General features: G+C 66.9%; 17 protein-coding genes. 6 read left to right on the top strand and 11 right to left on the bottom strand.

Going from position 1 to position 19393, the window contains the following annotated elements; all coding sequences use genetic code 11:
• Positions 1-3 precede the first annotated feature (3 nt).
• The 5 genes from N0K08_RS12285 to recQ all read right to left on the bottom strand — a co-directional run bounded on the left by N0K08_RS12285 (position 4) and on the right by recQ (position 6691).
• Entirely contained in the window at positions 4-1254 is a 1251-nt protein-coding gene (locus tag N0K08_RS12285; RefSeq protein ID WP_261500643.1) for an SAM-dependent methyltransferase, read from the bottom strand.
• A 51-nt stretch (positions 1255-1305) separates the two neighbouring features.
• Positions 1306-2223: an arginase family protein gene (locus N0K08_RS12280; RefSeq protein WP_261500642.1), complete on the bottom strand. Its 918-nt coding sequence runs from the start codon at positions 2221-2223 to the stop codon at positions 1306-1308.
• Positions 2205-3278, bottom strand: a complete 1074-nt coding sequence (locus N0K08_RS12275; RefSeq protein ID WP_261500641.1) for a peptidogalycan biosysnthesis protein — start codon at positions 3276-3278, stop codon at positions 2205-2207. The genes N0K08_RS12280 and N0K08_RS12275 overlap by 19 nt, the downstream gene beginning before the upstream one ends.
• Before the next feature lie 7 nt (positions 3279-3285).
• Positions 3286-4659, bottom strand: coding sequence for an aspartate aminotransferase family protein (locus N0K08_RS12270; RefSeq protein WP_261500640.1), 1374 nt, complete (start codon positions 4657-4659; stop codon positions 3286-3288).
• A gap of 172 nt (positions 4660-4831) precedes the next feature.
• On the bottom strand, positions 4832-6691 hold the full coding sequence (gene recQ / locus N0K08_RS12265; protein ID WP_261500639.1) for a DNA helicase RecQ: 1860 nt from the start codon (positions 6689-6691) through the stop codon (positions 4832-4834).
• A 174-nt stretch (positions 6692-6865) separates the two neighbouring features.
• Here recQ and alkB point away from each other — a divergent pair, with 174 nt between their 5' ends.
• The 3 genes from alkB (at position 6866) to N0K08_RS12250 (ending at position 10013) form a co-directional block, all read left to right on the top strand.
• Entirely contained in the window at positions 6866-7576 is a 711-nt protein-coding gene (gene alkB / locus N0K08_RS12260) for a DNA oxidative demethylase AlkB (protein WP_261500638.1), read from the top strand.
• A 126-nt stretch (positions 7577-7702) separates the two neighbouring features.
• A complete protein-coding gene (locus N0K08_RS12255; protein ID WP_261500637.1) occupies positions 7703-8767 on the top strand; it encodes a homocysteine S-methyltransferase family protein in 1065 nt (354 codons plus the stop codon).
• Between the two features lie 169 nt (positions 8768-8936).
• Positions 8937-10013, top strand: coding sequence for a Fe-S oxidoreductase (locus N0K08_RS12250; RefSeq protein ID WP_261500636.1), 1077 nt, complete (start codon positions 8937-8939; stop codon positions 10011-10013).
• 25 nt (positions 10014-10038) lie between these two features.
• Here the strand turns inward: N0K08_RS12250 and N0K08_RS12245 are convergent, their stop codons facing one another.
• Together N0K08_RS12245 and N0K08_RS12240 are read right to left on the bottom strand one after the other, a co-directional pair.
• A complete protein-coding gene (locus N0K08_RS12245) occupies positions 10039-10515 on the bottom strand; it encodes a hypothetical protein (RefSeq protein ID WP_261500635.1) in 477 nt (158 codons plus the stop codon).
• A gap of 256 nt (positions 10516-10771) precedes the next feature.
• The gene (locus N0K08_RS12240; RefSeq protein WP_261500634.1) at positions 10772-12088 is read right to left on the bottom strand and encodes a Glu/Leu/Phe/Val family dehydrogenase; all 1317 of its coding nucleotides are present in this window, start codon (positions 12086-12088) and stop codon (positions 10772-10774) included.
• Between the two features lie 212 nt (positions 12089-12300).
• On the opposite strand from N0K08_RS12240, the gene N0K08_RS12235 reads away from it, so the two are divergent.
• Positions 12301-13074 (top strand): fumarylacetoacetate hydrolase family protein, encoded by a 774-nt coding sequence (locus N0K08_RS12235; RefSeq protein ID WP_261500633.1) that lies wholly within the window; start codon positions 12301-12303, stop codon positions 13072-13074.
• A gap of 54 nt (positions 13075-13128) precedes the next feature.
• Here N0K08_RS12235 and N0K08_RS12230 read toward each other — a convergent pair whose 3' ends face one another.
• Complete coding sequence (locus N0K08_RS12230; protein WP_261500632.1) at positions 13129-14067, bottom strand: LysR family transcriptional regulator; 939 nt, start codon at positions 14065-14067, stop codon at positions 13129-13131.
• 66 nt (positions 14068-14133) lie between these two features.
• On the opposite strand from N0K08_RS12230, the gene N0K08_RS12225 reads away from it, so the two are divergent.
• The gene (locus N0K08_RS12225) at positions 14134-14610 is read left to right on the top strand and encodes a PACE efflux transporter (protein ID WP_261500631.1); all 477 of its coding nucleotides are present in this window, start codon (positions 14134-14136) and stop codon (positions 14608-14610) included.
• A 104-nt stretch (positions 14611-14714) separates the two neighbouring features.
• The gene (locus tag N0K08_RS12220) at positions 14715-15152 is read left to right on the top strand and encodes a PACE efflux transporter (RefSeq protein ID WP_261500890.1); all 438 of its coding nucleotides are present in this window, start codon (positions 14715-14717) and stop codon (positions 15150-15152) included.
• A gap of 153 nt (positions 15153-15305) precedes the next feature.
• On the opposite strand, the gene kdpE is transcribed toward N0K08_RS12220, so the two are convergent.
• From kdpE to kdpC, 3 genes are read right to left on the bottom strand one after another with little or no spacing between them, the layout of a single operon-like run.
• Entirely contained in the window at positions 15306-15998 is a 693-nt protein-coding gene (kdpE, locus tag N0K08_RS12215; RefSeq protein WP_261500630.1) for a two-component system response regulator KdpE, read from the bottom strand.
• Entirely contained in the window at positions 15995-18715 is a 2721-nt protein-coding gene (locus N0K08_RS12210) for a DUF4118 domain-containing protein (protein ID WP_261500629.1), read from the bottom strand. Before N0K08_RS12210 ends, kdpE begins: the two co-directional genes overlap by 4 nt.
• A 39-nt stretch (positions 18716-18754) precedes the next feature.
• Positions 18755-19390: a potassium-transporting ATPase subunit KdpC gene (gene kdpC, locus N0K08_RS12205; RefSeq protein ID WP_261500628.1), complete on the bottom strand. Its 636-nt coding sequence runs from the start codon at positions 19388-19390 to the stop codon at positions 18755-18757.
• Between the last annotated feature and the right edge of the window lie 3 nt (positions 19391-19393).

Genomic DNA, 19393 nt, shown 5'->3' with positions numbered 1-19393 from the left:
GCTTTACTGCGCGGCGGCTTCCCGCTGGCGCAGGGCGGCTTCGCGCTCGGCGATGTAGTCGCGCGTCAGCGGCACGGCCTCCTGGCGGCGCGCCAGCTGCACCTGGAAGATGGCGATGTCCTGGTAGCGGAACGCGGCTTCCGACATGGACAGGTAGAACTCCCACATGCGGCAAAAGCGCGCGTCATACAGCGCCAGGGCCTCGCTGCGCCGCGCCATGAAGCGCTCGCGCCACAGCCGCAGCGTGCGCGCGTAGTGCAGGCGCAGTACTTCGATGTCGGTGATCACCAGGCCCGAGCGTTCTATGGCCGGCGTGAACTCGGACATGGACGGGATATGGCCGCCGGGGAAGATGTACTTCTCTATCCACGGGTTGTTGAAGTCCGGCACATCGCTGTTGCCGATGAAGTGCAGCAGCATCACGCCGTCGTCGGCCAGCAGGTCGCGGCACTGGCGGAAAAAGGCGTCGTGAAAGCCCGTGCCCACATGTTCGAACATGCCCACCGAGACGATGCGATCGAAGGGCCCGACGGTGTCTCGGTAGTCTTCCAGCCGGTAGCTCAGCTGCTCCCGGCAGGGCGAGGCCGCCGCGCGCTGGGAGGCGCCTGCGAGCTGCTCGGTCGACAGCGTGATGCCGGTGACATGGCCGGCTCCGGCCACTTCGGCCAGGTAGCGCGACAGGCCGCCCCAGCCACAGCCTATGTCCAGCACCTTGTGGCCGGGCTCCAGCAGCAGCTTGGCGGCGATATGGCGTTTCTTGGCCAGTTGGGCGGCTTCCAGGTCTTCGTCGCCGTGCTCGAAGTAAGCGCAGGAGTATTGGCGTTCGGTATCGAGAAACAGCTGGTAGAGCCTGTCGTCCAGGTCATAGTGGTGGGCGACATTGGCGCGCGATTGCTGGCGCCGGTTGTTCTGCAGCAGGGGCCGCAAACGCATGCGCCAGGCATCGATCAGGCGCACCACCCAGCTGGGCTGCGTGTCGCGGGCGTCACGCAGCACCAGTTCGAGCAGGTCGTACACCGTGCCCTGCTCGACGCGCAGACGCTCCTGCATGAACATCTCGCCCAGGTTCAGATCCGGGTCGCGCAGCAGGGCCCAGACGGCGCGCCGGTCGGTGAAGCGCAGGTGCACCCGCGGCACCGTGTCGTCGCCAAACACCAGCGAGCGCCCCGAAGGCAGGAGAATTTCCAGATGACCGCGCCGCACCAGGGGCGTGAAAGCGCGTTGCAGCAGTTGTTCTGTCAGTCGGTCGATCATCGATGTGCTTTCCTCGGGTGATGGGCCTCTCGGCGGCGGTGAACTGCGAATTCAGGGCGTGGAATGGCGGCCGATCTGGGCCACCAGGCGGGTGTTGAGGGCATGCTGGCCGGCCTGCCATGCGCTCAGCGGCGCGGCGGCGTCCAGGTCGGTGTCCTGCCCGTCCTGGGCGCTGAGCCAGCGCTTCCACCAGCTGCGGTAGCGGTAGGACGAGACATCGCCGGTGATGTCGCTGCCCACGATCTGGCCGGACAGCGCGGCAATGATGCGCTGGGCCTGCTCCTCCAGCATCTGGCCCTGGTCCCAGTTGGTGCGCACGACGGAGGTGGCAAACACATCCTTGTCTATGCTCAGATAAGTGGGCTGGGGCTGCTGTCGCAGCTGATGCGACAGGGCGGCCGTCAGTGCTTCCAGGCTGGCGAAATGGTGAAACGCCGACTGCAGGCCCAGACGCCGGCTCCAGCCGGTGTCCACGCCGCAGCTCCAGTAGCTCAGGCGGCCGCGCTGCAGCGGGGTCAGGTAGTTTTCCCAGGCATGGCCGCCGCCGATGTCGCTGGAGGTGATGCCCACCACATGCACATGGGACACGGCCGGATGCAGGGCCACGCGCCGCACCCAGGAGCCGCAATGCACGCCCCAGGGAAAGCGCATATTGTCCGGATGGTTGTCGAGCACCACCACGCGCAGCGGCGCCGCGGCGTCAAAGCCATGCGCGGCGATGCTGCGCTCGATCAGCGGCCAGCTCAGGTGGTGAAAATCGCCGCTGCCCATGAGCACCGTGCCGTGTTCAGCGGCCGGCGGCAGGCGCTGCGCGAGCACCTCGCGAAAGGCCTGGAACTGGCGCAGCGTGCAGCCGAAGCGCACGCGCTCCTGCCAGTCGGTCAGCGGCAGGCGCAGCTCACCGGCCAGCGGGCCGACGGAGCCGTCCACATCCAGCACCACGGGCTGCGTCATGGTTGTTCGCTCCATTGGCGATCGCTTTCAAAATGTCCGGCAAAGCGCCGGCCGATGGCGCGCAGCAGCGGGTTGCGCACGAACACCGCATGGCGCGTGAAGGTGAATTGCGCGCCCAGCTGGGCCTTGACTTCGGGGTCGGTCCAGCCGGCCACGTAGTGCGTCAGGCCGCGCGCCAGCGCGTATTCCAGATTGACCATCCAGCTGACGAAATACAGGTTCGCCGCGCGGGCGGCCGGGTAGGACAGGCCTATGTATTTGTCCAGCAGTTTGCCAGCGTGCTCGAAGCACAGATTCCAGCCCAGCAGCGCGCCGGGCGTGCCGTCGTCATTGCGCTGGCGGTATTCGAACACCAGGCCGTGGTTGGGCGTGCTGGCGCTGTCGCGCAGCAGGGCAGCGACAAAGTCGCGCGTGAGTTTGTCGAAGTGGATTTCGCTTTGCGCATACACGGCGTCGAACAGCGCGTAGTAGGCATCGACCAGCGCATCGTCGGCAAAGGCCGCACCCGTGGGAATGCGCGCAATGCACAGCGCATCGCGGCTCTTGAGCTTGCGCTTGAGGTTCTTGCGCCGGCTGGTGGACAGGCGCGCCAGGTAGTCGTCCAGGCTGGCGAAATCGATGGGCACATAGGCCAGGGCCTGGCCTTCGACCAGCACAAAGCCTTGGCCTTCGAGCGCGCGCAGCGTGGCTGCGGCATGGGCATTGTCGGCGTCCGACAGCAGGGGCGAGGCCTGGGGCAGGTCCTTGAGAATCGTCAGCTGCCTGCGGCCGGCCAGCGCCCGCATCGCCCGCGCCAGCGCCTCGGGCGCCAGCTGGCGCGGCAGCGGCGTGTATTCGGTGACCGTGGTGCCGACGAAGTCCGTCGACAGGCGCAGGCGCCGCGACAGCCAGCCGCCGCCGGGCAAGGCCTGCAAGCGGGCCTTGAGCTGGGGTTCGGCCGTGGTCAGCAGATCGAACGGGGCCCTGAAGGCCGACAGCTGCGCGTGCGGCAGCAGCGCAAAACCCTCGGGAGGGTGTTGCGCGAACTGCTGCAGCAGGGCGTCGGGTTCGAGCTGGTTGTACTGAGCCACCCGCCGATCAGGCCTTCTTGGCGCGGGTCAGCAACTGGTCCAGCAGGGACATGGCTTCGTCGATTTCCGCACGCGAAATCATCAGCGACGGAGCGAAGGTGATCACGTTCTTGTAGTAGCCGCCCACGTCCAGCACCAGACCGCGTTGCTGGCCCTGGTACTCGAGTCCGCCTTCCAGGCCGATGTCGACCATCTTGTCGAGCAAGGCCTTGTTGGGCGTGAAGCCGTCGTCGGTGCAGATCTCGGCGCGCAGCGCCAGGCCCATGCCGTCGACATCGCCGATTTCCTTGTGGCGCTTTTGCAGTTCCTTGAGGCCTTCGAGGAAGTAGGCGCCGGATTCGCGCACCTGGCGACCGAAGTCCATTTCGTGCGTCATCTTCATCACTTCCAGGCCCAGGGCCGTGCCCAGCGGGTTGGCGGCGAAGGTGGAGTGGGTCGAGCCCGGTGGGAAGACCGTGGGGTTGATCAGCTCTTCGCGGGCCCACAGACCCGACAGCGCGTTCAGGCCGTTGGTCAGCGCCTTGGCAAAGACCAGCACATCGGGCTTGATGCCGAAGTTTTCCACCGACCACAGGGTGCCGGTGCGCCAGAAGCCCATCTGGATTTCATCGACCACCAGCAGCACGCCGTGGTCGTCCAGCACCTTCTTCAGGCCGGTGAAGAAATTCGCCGGTGGAATGACGTAGCCGCCCGTGCCCTGGATGGGCTCGATGTAGAAGGCCGCGTATTCGCACTGGTTGGTCTTGGGGTCCCAGACCGCGTGGTATTCGTTCTCGAACTTGCGCGCGAATTCACGCACGATGGAGTCCGCATACTCTTCCGACGTCATGCCCTTGGGGCGGCGGAAAGGGTAGGGGAAGGGGATGAACTGCGCACGGTCGCTGAAGTGGCCGAAGCGGCGACGGTAGCGGTAGCTGGAGGTGATGCTCGAAGCGCCCAGCGTACGGCCGTGGTAGCCGCCTTCAAAGGCGAACATCAGGCTTTTGCCGCCGCTGGCATTGCGCACGACCTTGAGCGAGTCTTCAATCGCCTGGGCGCCGCCCACGTTGAAGTGCACGCGGCCGTCGCTGCCCCATTTCTTCTTGGCATCCTCGGCGATGAACTTGGCCAGTTCGATCTTGGTCGGGTGCAGGTACTGGCTGGCGACCTGGGGCAGCGTCTGCAGCTGCTCGATCATGGTCTGTTCCAGACGCTTGTTCTTGTAGCCGAAGTTCACGGCCGAGTACCACATCTGCAGATCGAGGTAGGCCGTGCCTTTGTCGTCGTACATGTAGCTGCCATCGCAGCCTGTGAAAATCTTCGGGGGGTTGACGTAATGGACAGTGTCCCCGAACGAGCAGTACTTGGCCTCGTCGGCCAGCAATTGGGTGGTATTGATCACAGCGAAAGGCTCCGTTATTCAGCTGTGGCAGTCTGCTGGGTCAACCTTGATGGCCTGTCGAGCCTTTGTGTGCGAATTGTGGAGAAAGTGGATATGGCCCCCACGCTTGCTCGCTGCGCGTAGCCGCGCTGGGGGGCGAAGCCCCCCATGACATCCATGGGCGCGTTTTGCCTCAGCTGCCCGACTGGCTCACGCGCAGCACTTCGGCGCCGTAGGCTTCGAGCTTCTTGGCGCCCATGCCGGGGATGCCGTGCAGGTCGTCCAGGCTGGCCGGGTGGCGCTCGGCGATGGCGGCCAGCGTGGCGTCGTGGAAGATCACATAGGCCGGCAGGTTGTGCTCGCGGGCCACTTCGGCGCGCCAGGCCTTGAGGTTGATGAAGCGCACCTGGGCATCGGGCCCGAGGTTGAGCGCCGCGACGTTGGCCTGCGGCGCCTTGCGCGTGCGCTTGGCGGCGCTGGCCGTGGCTTCGCGCAGCATCACCTGGGCGTCGCCGCGCAGCACGGCGCGCGAGCCCGGCGTCAGCGCCAGGGTGTCGAAGCTGTGGCCGCTGTCGCTGGTGACCTTGTGCAGGCCTAAAGCGCCCGTGGCCAGCAGCTGGCGCAGCACGCCGCGCAATTGCGCTTCGGAGTACTGGGCGCCGAGGCCGAAGGTCGACAGGCTCTGGTGGCCGTATTGGCGCACTTTCTCGGTGTCCTTGCCGCGCAGCACGTCCATGATGTGGCCCGTGCCGAACGTCAGCTGGCAGGCTTCGTGCACGCGGTAAATGGTCGACAGCAGCTTGCGCGCGGCGTCCGTGCCGTCCCAGACCGCGGGCGGGTTCAGGCAGTTGTCGCAGTTGCCGCAGGGCGTGGAGTCTTCGCCGAAATAGCCCAGCAGGCGCTGGCGGCGGCAATCGGTGGCTTCGGCCAGCGCGAGCAGCGCGTCGAGCTTGCCGCGCATCACCTGCTTGAAGGTTTCCTCGGCCGGGCTTTCGTCGATCATGCGCCGCTGGTTGACCACGTCGTTGAGGCCGTAGGCCATCCAGGCGTGGGCTGGCAGACCGTCGCGGCCCGCGCGGCCGGTTTCCTGGTAGTAGCCTTCGATGTTCTTGGGCATGTCGACATGGGCCACGAAGCGCACGTCGGGCTTGTCTATGCCCATGCCGAAAGCGATGGTCGCGCACATCACGATGCCTTCCTCGCGCAGGAAGCGGTCCTGGTGGCGCTGGCGCGTTTCCACGGGCAGGCCTGCGTGGTAGGGCAGGGCCGAGAGGCCGGCGTTCTGCAGCGTCTGGGCCAGCTCCTCGACGCGCTTGCGCGACTGGCAATAGACCACGCCCGCGTCGCCCTGGTGCTCGGTCTGGATGAAGCGCTGCAGCTGGGCCGTGGCGTCTTTCTTCTCGACGATGGTGTAGCGGATGTTGGGGCGGTCGAAGCTGCTGACGAACTGGCCGGCTTCTTCCAGTTGCAGGCGCTCGACGATGTCGGCGCGCGTGAGCGCATCGGCCGTGGCCGTGAGGGCGATGCGCGGCACGCCGGCATAGCGTTCGTGCAGCACCGTGAGCGCACGGTATTCGGGCCGGAAATCATGGCCCCACTGGCTCACGCAATGCGCTTCGTCGATGGCGAACATCGACAGCTGGCCGGCTTCGTACAGGCCATCGAGCAGGCCCAGAAAACGCGGCGTGTTGAGCCGCTCGGGCGCGGCGTACAGCAAGGTGATGTCGCCGGTCTGCATGCGCAGCTCGACTTCCTGCGTCTGCTCGTACGACAGCGTGGAGTTGAGAAAAGCCGCGTCCACGCCGGCTTCGTGCAGCGCACCCACCTGGTCGTGCATCAGCGCGATCAGTGGCGAGACCACGATGGTCACGCCCAGCCCCTGCTGCTGGCGCACGATGGCCGGCACCTGGTAGCACAGGCTCTTGCCCCCGCCCGTGGGCATCAGCACCAGCGCGTCGCCGCCGGCAATCACATGGCTGACGATCGCCGCCTGCGGGCCACGGAACTGGTCGTAGCCAAAAACTTCTTGCAATACGGACTGCGCGGTGGACAAGCGAAAACTCTCGAAAAGATGGCTGAAAGCGACCATCCATCCTGGTTCAAACGCATGCGTGCAACCGGAGATGGCAGGGGCCAGGGAAGTGCTTATTGTGCGCTCCCCTCAATACACCAGGGGTTGGCGCGGGCCTTCCTACAATGCTCTCTTACGTCTGTTGCTGCTGGACCCATGTCCCCACCCTCTTCTGCTCCCCTGGCCGACGGCCTGCGGCTGTTCGGTCCGGCCGACGATCCGCCCATCCCGCTGGACGCTGGCGCGTTGCTGCTGCCCGGCTGGGCCGCGGCCGAGGCCACGCGCTGGGTGCAGTGCGTGCAGGCCGTGGTGGCCCAGGCGCCGTGGCGCGTGATGCGCACGCCCGGCGGCGCCAGCATGTCGGTGGCCACCAGCAATTGCGGCGACTGGGGCTGGGTGTCGGATGCCAGCGGCTACGCCTACCGCGCCACCGATCCGCTCAGCGGCCAGCCCTGGCCGGCCATGCCCGGCTGGCTCAGCGACCAGGCCGGTGCGGCGGCCGCCGCCGCGGGCTACCCGGGCTTTGTGCCCGATGCCTGCCTGATCAACCGCTACGCGCCCGGCGCCAGGATGTCGCTGCACCGCGACGCGGACGAGCGCGACGCCAGCGCGCCCATCGTCTCCATCTCGCTGGGCCTGCCGGCGACTTTCCTCTGGGGCGGCCTGCAGCGCAGCGACCGCGTGCGCCGCATGCAGCTCGAACATGGCGACGTGCTGGTCTGGGGCGGCGCGTCGCGCATGACCTTCCACGGTGTCAGTCCGCTCAAGGACGGTCTCCACCCACTGCTCGGTTCCGAGCGCTGGAACCTCACGTTTCGCATGGCGCGAGCGCTGTACATGGCCCCCACGCTTGCTCGCTTCGCGTAGCCGCTGCCCCCCGAGGGGGGCCGTCCGCCGCCTTGGGGCGGCCCGGCGGCGGCGGATTCGCCTCGGCGGTTGAGGGAAAGCCGCGGCCAGCGACGGGACAGCATCCAATTTCCTACAATCGGCGGCATGAGCCTGCCCCACTACACCCGCGCCAAAGACCTGCCCGCCACCCTTGCCCGCCGCATCGCCATCCTCGATGGCGCCATGGGCACCATGATCCAGCGTTTCAAGCTGGGCGAAGCGCAGTACCGTGGCGCAGGCTATACGGGGCCCGATGCCGTGGGCGACCGCTTTGCGGATCTGCCGCGCGACGTCAAGGGCAACAATGAATTGCTGAGCCTGACCCGCCCCGACGTGATCCGCGACATCCACGAACGCTACCTGGCCGCGGGCGCCGACCTGATCGAAACCAATACCTTTGGCGCCACCACCGTGGCCCAGGACGACTACCTGCTGGGCCATCTGGCGCGCGAAATGAACCTGCGCTCGGCCCAACTGGCGCGCGCGGCCTGCGACAAGTACAGCACGCCCGACCATCCGCGCTATGTGGCCGGTGCCCTGGGCCCCACGCCCAAGACGGCCAGCATCAGCCCCGACGTCAACGACCCGGGTGCACGCAACGTCGACTTCGAGACGCTGCGCCGCGCCTACCTCGAGCAGACGCTGGCGCTGATCGAAGGCGGCGCCGACGTGATCCTGGTCGAAACCATTTTCGACACGCTCAACGCCAAGGCCGCGCTGTTCGCCGTGGACGAAGCGTTCGAGCAGAGCGGCGAATGCCTGCCCATCCTGATCAGCGGCACGGTCACCGACGCCTCGGGCCGCATCCTGAGCGGCCAGACCGTGACGGCTTTCTGGCACAGCGTGCGCCACGCGAACCCGCTGGCCATCGGCCTGAACTGCGCGCTGGGCGCGGCGCTGATGCGCCCCTACATCCAGGAGCTGCACAAGGCCGCGCCCGACACCTTCATCAGCTGCTACCCCAATGCTGGCCTGCCCAACCCGATGAGCGACACCGGCTTTGACGAAACGCCCGAAGTCACCAGCCGCCTGGTGCACGAGTTCGCGGCCGAAGGCCTGGTCAACATCCTCGGCGGCTGCTGTGGCACGACGCCCGAGCACATCGGCGCGATTGCCCAGGCCGTGCGGACCACGCCTACGCGGCCGTTGTTCTACCCGGCCCAGGCTTGAAATGGAGCACCCCCTGAGCGGCTGCGCCGCTTCCCCCTCTCAACCTGCGGTGGAGGGGGACGGCAGCCTCGGTGCGGGGCGGCCCTTCCTCGCTGCCTCTGAGCTGGGCCACGCCAGTTTCATGGGCCGTGGGTGGTGCAAGCGCCATGGATAACTGCAGCGCTGGGCCATGAATTTGCCCTTGCCGCCGGCTGGGGGGCCGTCTACCGTATCCCCTGTGTTGCCCGCAGCCGCAGCGGCGCCCGTGGCGGCGGCGCCGGCAGTGGTCCCCGCGCTGCCGGTCACGCCTGCGTTGAGCCTGTCGGCCCAGGCGCAGCAGGCCTTGCGCTTGCAGGTTTTCCAGACGCTGATCGCCCAGCTCGTGACCCAGGTCCAGTCGGGTCCGCAGGCGGCCGCGCCCCAGTGGCCGACCGCAGGCGTGGCCCCGGCCTTGCGGGCCATGCTCGCGGCCCTGCTGGAGCAGGCCACGGCCAGCTTGCCGCGGCCCCAGCAACTGGTGTCGGTGCAGGCCTGGCCCAAGGCCTTGCTGAATGTGCTGTTGACCAACCCGGCCACGGCCGCAGCCCCCTTGGCGGGTACGGGCACAGGTGCCGCAGCCGTTGGGGCCGAGGCCGCGCCGCGTCCGATCTTGCCGCCGTTGCAGAACTGGCTGGTGCAGCAAGGCGTGGTGCAGACGCCGCAAGGCGAGCGCAGTTTTTCATTGAGTTTGCAGGTGCCCCAGGCCTGGGCCCAGCTGCAGGCCGCCACGGCCCTGCCGGCCGCGCCTTTCACCCCGGGGGCCGGCGCGGGCTTGGCACGGCTGCAACTGCCGTTTGCGGCGTCGCCGCAGCAGCTCGAATCGGGCACGCTGGCGCTGGTGATGCAGGGCACAGGCCCGGCGGGAGAGAAGCTGTTGACCAGCGCGCTGCTGCGCCTGGACTTCCAGCCCTTGCCTTCCGCGGTGCAGAGCGCGCAGACGGCCTGGACGGGCTTGTTGCCCGGCGGTGCAGCAGTCGCTCAGGCCGCGCAGGCGGCCCAGCAGGGCCAGGCGGCGCTGCAGGCCAAGAACGATCCCTGGCTGCAGATGGCGGCCTTGCAGGCCAGCGGGCAGCAGCCGCGCGAAGACCAGCGCCTGCCCGAACGCCGCACCGGCCTGTGCACGCAACTGGGTTGCCCTTACCGTGGCAAGGCCAGCTGTGCCCAGCCGTTCTGTGCCGAAATGAACCGCGTCTGGGCGTCCGTGCGCATAGGTCCGACGGGGACCTGATTGCGCGCGCCACCGCGGCGCGGATTTAGCTGTGTTCCACCTGCGGGGTGCCGACCGTGACGACCGGATCGGCATTGAAATTGGACGAGTCGCCGAAGTCGGTGGCTGGCGGCGCGTCGGGGGTGTTCGCGAGAGTGCTCTCGACCTGATTTGCCGGCACATCGGCGGTGTCCACTTCGGTTTCCCGCGGCAATGGGGAAGTGGTGTGCAGCACCAGCGTATCCGAGGGGGGCACTTGTGGAAGGTCGCCCGGCGATGCGACAAGCTTGGTGTCGGCGGACGTTGGCGTATCGGTGCCAGTCGTTGGAAGGGCCTTGAATTGCGGTTGATCGTTGCACATGCCTTGTGCTCCGTCCTCGGTTTCCTGTGGCTGCTGAGCCTGTTGTTTTTCGTTGTAGCGCTTCGCTACCCGGCCTACTTCGGCGTTGATCTTTTGCTTGATAGAAGCTTTGAACTCGTTGTAGCCGTGCAGTGCGGTGATCTTGTTGATGAATTTTTTCATGGTGTTCAAAAGTGGAATAGTTTGAAAAGACATAATAGTTATATGCTATCGATGTCATTGAGTCTATAGGATTACTTCCTTTCGAACTGACAGTGAAAAAACTACGACTGCTATTTCTCCGCCCCCGCATCTGCCTGAAGACGCTGCGCCAGCACAGGAGTTCTGCCGCGCAAAAAAATCGGGCCCGCGGTTCGGTATGAACCACGGGCCCGTGGGCATCAGCCCCCTGCGGCGCAGCGCAAGGGGAGCACGCAGATTAAGGGTACAAACCGCGCATTTCGCGCGCATGCAGGATGCGCTGGCAGGCGATGATGAAGGTCGCGGTGCGCAGGCTGACCTTGTGGTCCTGGGCCACCTGCCAGACGCCGGCAAAAGCGTCCTGCATGATGCGCACCAGGCGGGCATTGATTTCGTCTTCGCTCCAGAAGAAGCTGGAGAAATCCTGCACCCATTCGAAGTAGCTCACGGTGACGCCGCCGGCATTGGCGATCACGTCGGGCAGCACCAGCACGCCGTTGTTGTGCAGGATGTCGTCGGCTTCGGGCGTGGTCGGGCCGTTGGCGCCTTCGATGACCATCTTGGCCTTGATCTGGCCGGCGTTGGCCAGGTGGATCTGGCCTTCGAGCGCGGCGGGGATCAGGATGTCGCAATTGACGCCCCAGAACTCGTCCTTGGCCATCACGTCGGCACCGGCGAAACCGCCCACGCCGCCGCTGAGCTGCACGTGGCGCAGCAGCGCCGGCACATCGATACCCAGATCGTTGTGGATGGTGCCGCTGTGGTCCTGCACGGCCACCAGCTTGGCGCCGGCTTCGCAGAACAGCTTGGCGGCGGTGCCGCCGACATTGCCGAAGCCTTGCACGGCCAGGCGCGCGCCTTCAATGCGCAAGCCGGTGTGGCGTGCCGCTTCGACGCCGACGGTGAACACGCCGCGGCCCGTGGCTTCGCGCCGGCCCAGCGAGCCGCCCAGGTCCACGGGCTTGCCCGTGACCACACCCGTGGCCGTGGAGCCGGTGTTCATGGAGTAGGTGTCCATCATCCAGGCCATGATCTGCTCGTTCGTGTTGACGTCGGGAGCAGGGATGTCCTTGTTGGGGCCGATGATGATGCCGATTTCGCTGGTGTAGCGTCGTGTGAGGCGTTCGAGTTCACCCTTGGACAGCGTCTTGGGATCGACGCGGACGCCACCCTTGGCACCGCCGTAGGGCACGTTCACGGCCGCGTTCTTGATCGACATCCAGGCCGACAAGGCCATCACTTCGGACAGCGTCACGTCCTGGTGAAAACGCACGCCGCCCTTGCCTGGGCCGCGGCTGGTGTTGTGCTGTACGCGGTAGCCTTCGAAGTGGGCGATGGTGCCGTTGTCCAGTTCGATGGGTACGTCAACGATCAGCGCGCGTTTGGGGCGCTTGAGCGTTTCGACCCAGCGGGCCAGGTGGCCCAGATAGGGCGTGACGCGGTCGATTTGCTGCAGGTAAATGCCCCAGGGGCCGAGCTTGTCGGCTTGCAGGTAGGAGGGCAGGGCATGGACCGGCAGAGGGCTGGTCGAAGGGGATGCAGGAGTGTTTTGCATGGAATATTCCAAAGCGTTTGAAGCGGTGGTCAACAAATGGATGACCGTTTTTCAGCTTATTCCTGCCGGCGCAGCTTGTCCAACGCCGCTTGCTTTGCTTGCTATGTTTTTTACGCATAACCATGCTTCTTCCTGCGGGATGGCCTGCGCCAGGGTGCATTTTTCTGCGCAAAATGCTGCATCTCGTTGCATTTTTTCTGCCAAGGAAGTCCATGTCCGTACAAGCTGTTTCCGCAACCCTGGTGCAGGCGCGCCAGCAGGCCCGCCTGGCCGATGCCCTGCCACTGGCCACGAGTCTGGCCAGTCCTGGCGAAGCCTATGCCGTGCAGCAGGCCGTGGCCCGGCAACTGGGCTGGTTTGCGGATGCCGCGCCCCGGGCCTGGAAGTCGGGCGGGGCGGCGCGCGGCGCGGTGCTGACCCATGCGCCGCTGCCGCCGGCCGGCGTCTGGCCCAGCCCGGCGAACGCGGGTGCCTGGCCTTTGCATACCCGCGGCATCGAGGCTGAAATCGCGCTGCGCCTGGGCCAGGACGTCACGTCCGAGCAGGCGCAGCAGTTGGTCGCGGGCGAGGCCGCGCACCTGGTCGACGCCATGGCCGTGAGCATCGAAGTGGTGGAGTCGCGCTGGCTGCAGCAGTTCGCGGCCCCGCCGCTGCTGACCATGGCCGACCAGCTGTGCCATGGCGCGCTGGTGGTGGGTGAATGGCAGGCCTGCGATCTGTCGCGCTCCGCGCCCGACTGGCGCCAGCAGGTCTGCCGTCTGCGCATGGGCGCAGGCGAGACCAGTGTGCATACCGGCACCCATTCGCTGGGCGACCCGGCCTGGCTGCTGGCCGACTGGCTGCGCCATGCGACGGCGCAATGGGGCACGGTGCCCGCGGGAACCCTGGTCACCACGGGCAGCTGGGCGGGACTGGCCCGGGCCCAGGCCGGCGAGCTGGTGCATGTCAGCTTCGACGGCATTGGCGAGGTCTGGCTGCAGCTGTAAGACCTTGGCTCGGCGTCGAAAGACCGGCCAATTTATGATCGAAGGCTGACCAGATCAGGGCACGGCTATCTGCTGTGCCATGGATTGCACAAACAGCTGCGCACCCAGGCCCATGGGGCGCTGCTTGGACCAGACCACATCGACCCACAGGCGCACGCCGTTGCTGAGGTTGGAAAACGGCATTTCCACCAGCGTACCCGCTTGAATCCGCGGCTCGACCAACGAGCGCGGCTGCCAGCCCCAGCCCAGTCCGGCTTCGATCAAGCCCAGCGCGGCCAAGTGGTTGTCGGTACGCCAGATGTGGCGCGCATAAACGAAGCGCGCATCGGTCTGGCCCAGGTCGCGGCTCGCGACCACGATCTGGCGTGTTGTTTTCAAATGTTCTTCGCTCAACGACAGGGCGGGCAAAGCCTGGCCGGTCGGCTGCTGCGTGGCCGCCTGCGCCCGCGCGGCTTCGAGCACGGGGTGGCTGGGCGCCATGACGGCGATCAGCGTGTCGCTGCCGACTTCCTGAAAGCCTTCGCGGCCGTCGAGGCTGGGGCGCTCGAATACCAGTGCCAGCTGCGCGCGGCCGGTGTGCAGCATGGCCAGCGCGTCCTCCTGGGGCGCGGCCAGCACTTCGACTTCCAGCAATGGATGGGCCTGGGCCAGGGCGGCCAGCGCGGCCGTCCAACGCGAAGCCAATAGCTCGGGCGCGATGGCGATGCTCAGCCGTTGCTCCAGCCCCTGGGTCAGTGCCAGCGCCTGGCCGTTGAGCTGCTGCAGCTGAGCGGCGAGCAGGCGGGCCTGGGGCTCCAGCGCACGCGCGCTGGCCGTGGGTTGCGGCTCGCGCCCCGTGCGGTCGAAAAGATGGAGTTGCAGCTCAGCCTCGAGGTGGGCGATGGCCATGCTGACGGCCGAAGGCACGCGCGACAGCGCGCGTGCCGCAGCAGAGAAAGAACCGTGATCGAGCACGGCAAGGAATACGTGAACGTTGTCGGAGGAAAAAGCCATGGCTTGATCTATCAAAAAAACTGAAATAACTTAAATCTAAATATCAAATAAATATAAATGAACTCTATGCCTTTGACGATTTCTTCTTCCAAATTGCGGCTCCAAGGGCCATGGCGCCGCGTGGTCTATGTCTCGCTGTACGAACTGTTTGCCGTGATGGCGACTTCCTTCGGCCTCTCGGCCATGACGGGCGAGAGCGCGGCCCACTCCAGCCTCATCGCCATGGTGACGGCGGCCATCGCCGTGGCCTGGAACGTGATCTGGAACCACTTGTTCGAGCGCTGGGAAGCACGCCAGGCCCAGCGCGGGCGCAGCGTGTGGCGGCGCATCGCCCATGCACTGGGCATGGAAGGCGGCCTGGTGCTGATCCTCGTGCCCTTGTTCGCCTGGTGGTTCGAAGTCAGCCTGTGGCAGGCCTTCATCATGGACCTGTGGCTGCTGCTGTTCTTCCTGGGCTATACCTTCGTCTTCAACTGGACTTTTGACCGCATTTTCGGCCTGCCGGCATCGGCCCAGCTGCAAGCGGTGCAGGTCACGGCCTGAGCAAGCTATCTGTCAGTAAAACTGAAACAACCTAACTTTTAGTGTCAGATAAATCCATATACATTCGCAGCATGTCTACGATTGTTTCCTCTTCCAAATTCCAGCTGCAAGGGCCTTGGCGCCGCGTGGTCTATGTCGGTCTCTTCGAGCTGCTGGCCATTGTGGCGACCTCTTTCGGCCTCGCGGCCATGACGGGCGAAAGCGCCGCCCATTCGAGCTTCATCGCCGTCGTGACTTCGGCCATCGCCGTGGGCTGGAACGTGGTCTGGAACGGCCTGTTCGAGCGCTGGGAAGCGCGCCAGGCCCAGCGCGGGCGCAGCGTGTGGCGACGCATCGCCCATGCGCTGGGCATGGAGGGCGGCCTGGTGGTGATGCTGGTGCCGCTGTTCGCCTGGTGGTTCAAGGTGAGTCTGTGGCAGGCCTTCCTCATGGATGTGGGGCTGCTGCTGTTCTTCCTGGTCTACACCTTCGTCTTCAACTGGGCGTTCGACCAGATCTTCGGCCTGCCGGCCTCGGCGCAAGTGGTCAGAGACACCCCCTGAGCGGCTTACGCCGCTCCCCCCTCTCATCCTTCGGTGGAGGGGGGCGGCAGCCTCGCTGCGCGACGGCGCTTGCTCGCTGCCCCCTTGCTGGGCCGCGCCAGTTGCATGGGGTGCGGCCGGCGCGAGCGCCATCCACTGACCGGACGAACCCATTCAGGGTACAAAACGGTAGCCAATGCCGGCTTCGGTGACCAGGTGTCGCGGCATGGACGGGTTGTGCTCGATCTTCTTGCGCAGGTTGGCCATGTGCACGCGCACGTAGTGCGTGTCTTCGGCGTGGCCCGGTCCCCACACGGTCTTGAGCAATTGCTGGTGGGTGATCACGCGATCGGGCTGTGAGGCCAGATGGGTCAGCAGCTTGTATTCGATGGGCGTCAGGTGCAAGGCCTGGCCCGCGCGCTCCACGTTGCGGCGCACCAGGTCTATGCACACTTCCCCGAACAGAATCTGCGGCACGCCGCCTTCGCCCTGTTGCAAATGCCGGCGCAGCTGGGCGCGCACGCGCGCCATCAATTCCCCCGCGCCAAACGGCTTGACCAGGTAGTCGTCGGCGCCTGCATCGAGGGCCGCGATCTTGTCGGCTTCGGCGCTGCGCGCCGACAGCACGATCACCGGCATCGAGGACCATTGGCGCAGGTCGCGGATCAGGTCCACGCCATCGCCATCCGGCAGGCCCAGGTCCAGCACCACCAGGTCGGGGCGGCGCGTGCCGGCTTCTATCAGCCCGCGCTGCAGCGTGTCGGCCTCATGCACGGTGTGGCCTTCGGCGCTGAGCGTCAGGCGGACAAAGCGGCGGATATCCGCCTCGTCTTCCACGATGAGGATGTGTCGGCCAGGAGCATTCATGCGGGTTCTCGGGGTTCGGTGCCGTCGTCAGTGGGCGGCTCGCCGCGCGGCAGCACCATGGCAAAGCGTGCGCCGCAGGTCTGACCGTCCTGGATCCGATTTTCGCCGTAAATACGCCCGCCATGGGCCAGCACAATGGCGCGACAGATGGCCAGTCCCAGGCCTACACCCGGGGTGGCGCTTTCGCGCTGGCCGCGCTCGAATTTCTCGAAAATCCGCTCTTCGCGTCCGTTGGGCAGACCGGGGCCGTGGTCGTCCACGGTGATCAGCACGTCGTTGCTGCGCGCTTGCGCGCCGATGACGATGGCGCTGCCCGGGGGCGTGAATTTCGCGGCATTTTCCAGCAGGTTGACCAGCACCCGCTCCATCAGCACGGCATCGAGGTGCAGCAGCGGCAGGTCATGCGGCAGGGCCGTGCGGATGTCGCGCCCCGCGAGCGACGGTGCGCAGGCGGCCAGCGCGCTGCCCACGACTTCTTCCAGCGGCTGCCAGGCGCGGTGCAACTGCACCACGCCCGATTGCAGCCGCGCCATGTCCAGCAGCTTGTTCACCAGGGCATTCATGCGCAGGGCCGAGGCCTTGATGGCTTCGGTCACTTCGCGCTGCGCGTCACTGAGCGCGGGCGGGGTCAGGTCCAGCGTTTCGGCCAGGCCGACCAGCGAGGCCAGCGGCGTGCGCAGATCGTGGGAAATGGTCGACAGCAGGGAGTTGCGCAGGCGCTCGGATTCGATCTGCACCGTGCTGACCCGCGCGACGTCGATGTAGTGGATGCGCTCCAGCGAGATCGCCAGCAGGGAGGCGCAGGTGTCGAGCAGGCGGCGCTGCTCGGGGCCCCAGGGCCGGGTGTCGCTGGGCTGCAGCGCCAGCACGCCGCGCAGGCGCATGGGGGCCTTGAGCGGCACCACCAGGCAGGGGCTCGAGGGCAGGGTATGGGTGCCATGGCCGGCCGCTTCGCCGCGGTCGTAAGCCCATTGCGCCACGCCCATGTCCACCGCCGCGCGCCCGCCGGGCAGGGCTTGCAGGTGGTCGTTGTCGTCGGCCGCCAGCAGCGTGGACTGCGCGCCGAATTCGGCCAGCAGAAAGCGTGCGCCTATGGCGGCCACCTGCTCGGGCAGCAGGGCGGCAGAAAGGTCGCGTGACATGTCGTAGAGGCTGCGCACCCGGTGCTCGCGCTGGGTGGCGGCTTCGGCCTGCACTTTGAGACCCGCCGTCAGCTGGCCCACGACCAGGGCCACGACCAGCATCACGCTGAACGTCAGCAGGTATTGCACATCGCTGACGGCGAAGGAAAAGCGCGGCACGACGAAGTAGAAATCAAACAGCCCGACGCCTAGAAATGCCGCGAGCACGGCCGGGCCGCGCCCGAAATACAGTCCCACGCCGACCACCACCAGCAGGTACAGCAGGACGATGTTGCTCAGCTCCAGCAGCTCGTTGAGCGGTGCGGCCAGAACGGTCATGGCCAAGCAGGCCAGTACGGCGGCGGCATAGCCCTGCCAGGGCCACGTTGGCGTCTGTCCGGCATGGGGCGGGGGCGTGGGTGCCGCGGCGCGCGTGGCGGCCGGCAGCGCCACCTGCAGCACGTCCAGGTCGTCGGCGGCGTGCGCGATGCGTTCGGTCAGCGACTGCTGCCAGAACCAGCGCGGGCGGGCGCGCCGGCCCAGCACCAGTCGCGCCAGGTTGTTTTCGCGCGCATAGCGCACCAGGGCCGTCGCCGCATCGGGCGCGGACAGCGTGGCCGTGGTCGCGCCCAGTTCCTGGGCCAGCTTGAGCACGCGCAAGGCGTGGTCGTAGCGCGCGGCGGGAAGCTGCAGCGTCGCCGGCGTTTCCACATGCACCGCATGCCAGGGCACGCTCAGCTGGGCCGCGAGCCGCGCGCAGGTGCGCACCACTTTTTCGGCGTGCGCACCCGGGCCTATGCAGGCCAGCAGGGCTTCGCGATTGGCCCAGATCGGCTGGATGGCGCCGGCCCGGCGGTAGGCGCGCATTTCGTCGTCCACGCGGTCGGCGGTGCGGCGCAAGGCAAGCTCGCGCAGTGCCAGCAGATTGCCTTTGCGGAAGAAATGACCGGCCGCGCGCTCGGCCTGTGGGCGCAGATAGACCTTGCCTTCCTTGAGGCGCGTGAGCAGTTCGTCGGGCGGCAGGTCCACGACCACCACTTCGTCGGCGTTGTCGAACAGGTGATCGGGAACGGTCTCCCAGACCCGTATGCCGGTGATGCCGCTGACGATGTCGTTGAGGCTTTCGAGGTGCTGGACGTTCATGGTCGTCCAGACATCCAGGCCGGTGTCCAGCAGCTCCTCGACATCCTGCCAGCGCTTGGGGTGGCGCGAGCCGGCGACGTTGCTGTGCGCCAGCTCGTCCACCAGTATCAGCGCGCCAGGATGCTGGGCGCCGAAGGCCAGCGCGGCGTCGAGGTCGAACTCGGGCAGCATGCGGTCCTTGTAGGGCAGCATGCGCGGCGGCAGTTGCGCCAGTTCGCGCGCCATGGCTTCGGTGTCCGCGCGGCCGTGGGTCTCGACCACGCCCACGATCAGCGCCGTGCCCTGCTCCTGGGCGGCTTGCGCCGCCATCAGCATGGCGCAGGTCTTGCCCACGCCGGCCGAAGCGCCAAAGAAAATCTTCAAGCGCCCGCGCCGCGCCTGGGCTTCCTGCGCGCGCATGCGCGCCAGCAGCGCGTCGGGGTCGGGGCGCACGGAATCGCCGGGAATCAACATGGGGCTCGCCCTTTTCGCGGAGGTGTCAAGACTGGATTATCACGGCCGGGTGGCGGGCTGGGCCAGCTGGTCCAGCGCGAGGTTGAGCGGCAACACATGCACCCGTGGCTCGCCCAGAAAACCCATCCAGGGCGTTTCGGTATGGCGTTCGACCAGGGCCTGGACCTGTGCCTGCGGCAGGCCGCGGGCGCGGGCCACGCGGGCCACCTGGTAGTCGGCGCCCGCGCGGCTGATGTCGGGGTCCAGCCCGCTGCTCGAGGCCGTGACCAGGTCCACGGGCACGGGCGCGGTATTGCCCGGATCGGCCGCGCGCAGGGCCGCGATCCGCGCCTGCACCGCGTCGGCCAGCGCCGGGTGGGACGGACCCAGGTTGGAGCCGCCCGAGGCCGCGGCGTTGTAGGCCATGGGGGCGGTGGCCGAAGGCCGGCCCCAGAAGTGCTTGGGATCGGTGAACGACTGGCCGATCAGCGTCGAGCCCATGACCTGGCCGCCACGGACCACCAGGCTGCCCTGGGCCTCGTGCGGAAACACCGCCTGGGCCAGGCCGGTGACGGCCAGGGGGTAGAGCAGGCCGCAGGCCAGCGAGAGCACGGCGAACAGCGTCAGCGCCGGGCGCAGGATGCTGCCTGTGGGCGCTGGCGTGGCCGGCTGGGGAGAGGAAGAAGAATTCACCATGGG

The organism is Acidovorax bellezanensis, from assembly GCF_025421555.1.
In the GTDB taxonomy this organism is placed as follows: Bacteria; Pseudomonadota; Gammaproteobacteria; order Burkholderiales; family Burkholderiaceae_C; genus Comamonas; species Comamonas bellezanensis.
This window is presented reverse-complemented; position numbering and strand designations above follow the sequence as displayed.

Bases quoted from the DNA above. Each gene is read 5' to 3' on its own strand.
- N0K08_RS12285 (WP_261500643.1), bottom strand. From the start codon at position 1,254: ATGATCGACCGACTGACAGAACAACTGCTGCAACGCGCTTTCACGCCC.
- N0K08_RS12280 (WP_261500642.1), bottom strand. From the start codon at position 2,223: ATGGAGCGAACAACCATGACGCAGCCCGTGGTGCTGGATGTGGACGGC.
- alkB (WP_261500638.1), top strand. From the start codon at position 6,866: ATGTCCCCACCCTCTTCTGCTCCCCTGGCCGACGGCCTGCGGCTGTTC.
- N0K08_RS12255 (WP_261500637.1), top strand. From the start codon at position 7,703: ATGAGCCTGCCCCACTACACCCGCGCCAAAGACCTGCCCGCCACCCTT.
- N0K08_RS12250 (WP_261500636.1), top strand. From the start codon at position 8,937: ATGAATTTGCCCTTGCCGCCGGCTGGGGGGCCGTCTACCGTATCCCCT.
- N0K08_RS12245 (WP_261500635.1), bottom strand. From the start codon at position 10,515: ATGAAAAAATTCATCAACAAGATCACCGCACTGCACGGCTACAACGAG.
- N0K08_RS12240 (WP_261500634.1), bottom strand. From the start codon at position 12,088: ATGCAAAACACTCCTGCATCCCCTTCGACCAGCCCTCTGCCGGTCCAT.
- N0K08_RS12235 (WP_261500633.1), top strand. From the start codon at position 12,301: ATGTCCGTACAAGCTGTTTCCGCAACCCTGGTGCAGGCGCGCCAGCAG.
- N0K08_RS12230 (WP_261500632.1), bottom strand. From the start codon at position 14,067: ATGGCTTTTTCCTCCGACAACGTTCACGTATTCCTTGCCGTGCTCGAT.
- N0K08_RS12225 (WP_261500631.1), top strand. From the start codon at position 14,134: ATGCCTTTGACGATTTCTTCTTCCAAATTGCGGCTCCAAGGGCCATGG.
- kdpE (WP_261500630.1), bottom strand. From the start codon at position 15,998: ATGAATGCTCCTGGCCGACACATCCTCATCGTGGAAGACGAGGCGGAT.
- N0K08_RS12210 (WP_261500629.1), bottom strand. From the start codon at position 18,715: ATGTTGATTCCCGGCGATTCCGTGCGCCCCGACCCCGACGCGCTGCTG.
- kdpC (WP_261500628.1), bottom strand. From the start codon at position 19,390: ATGGTGAATTCTTCTTCCTCTCCCCAGCCGGCCACGCCAGCGCCCACA.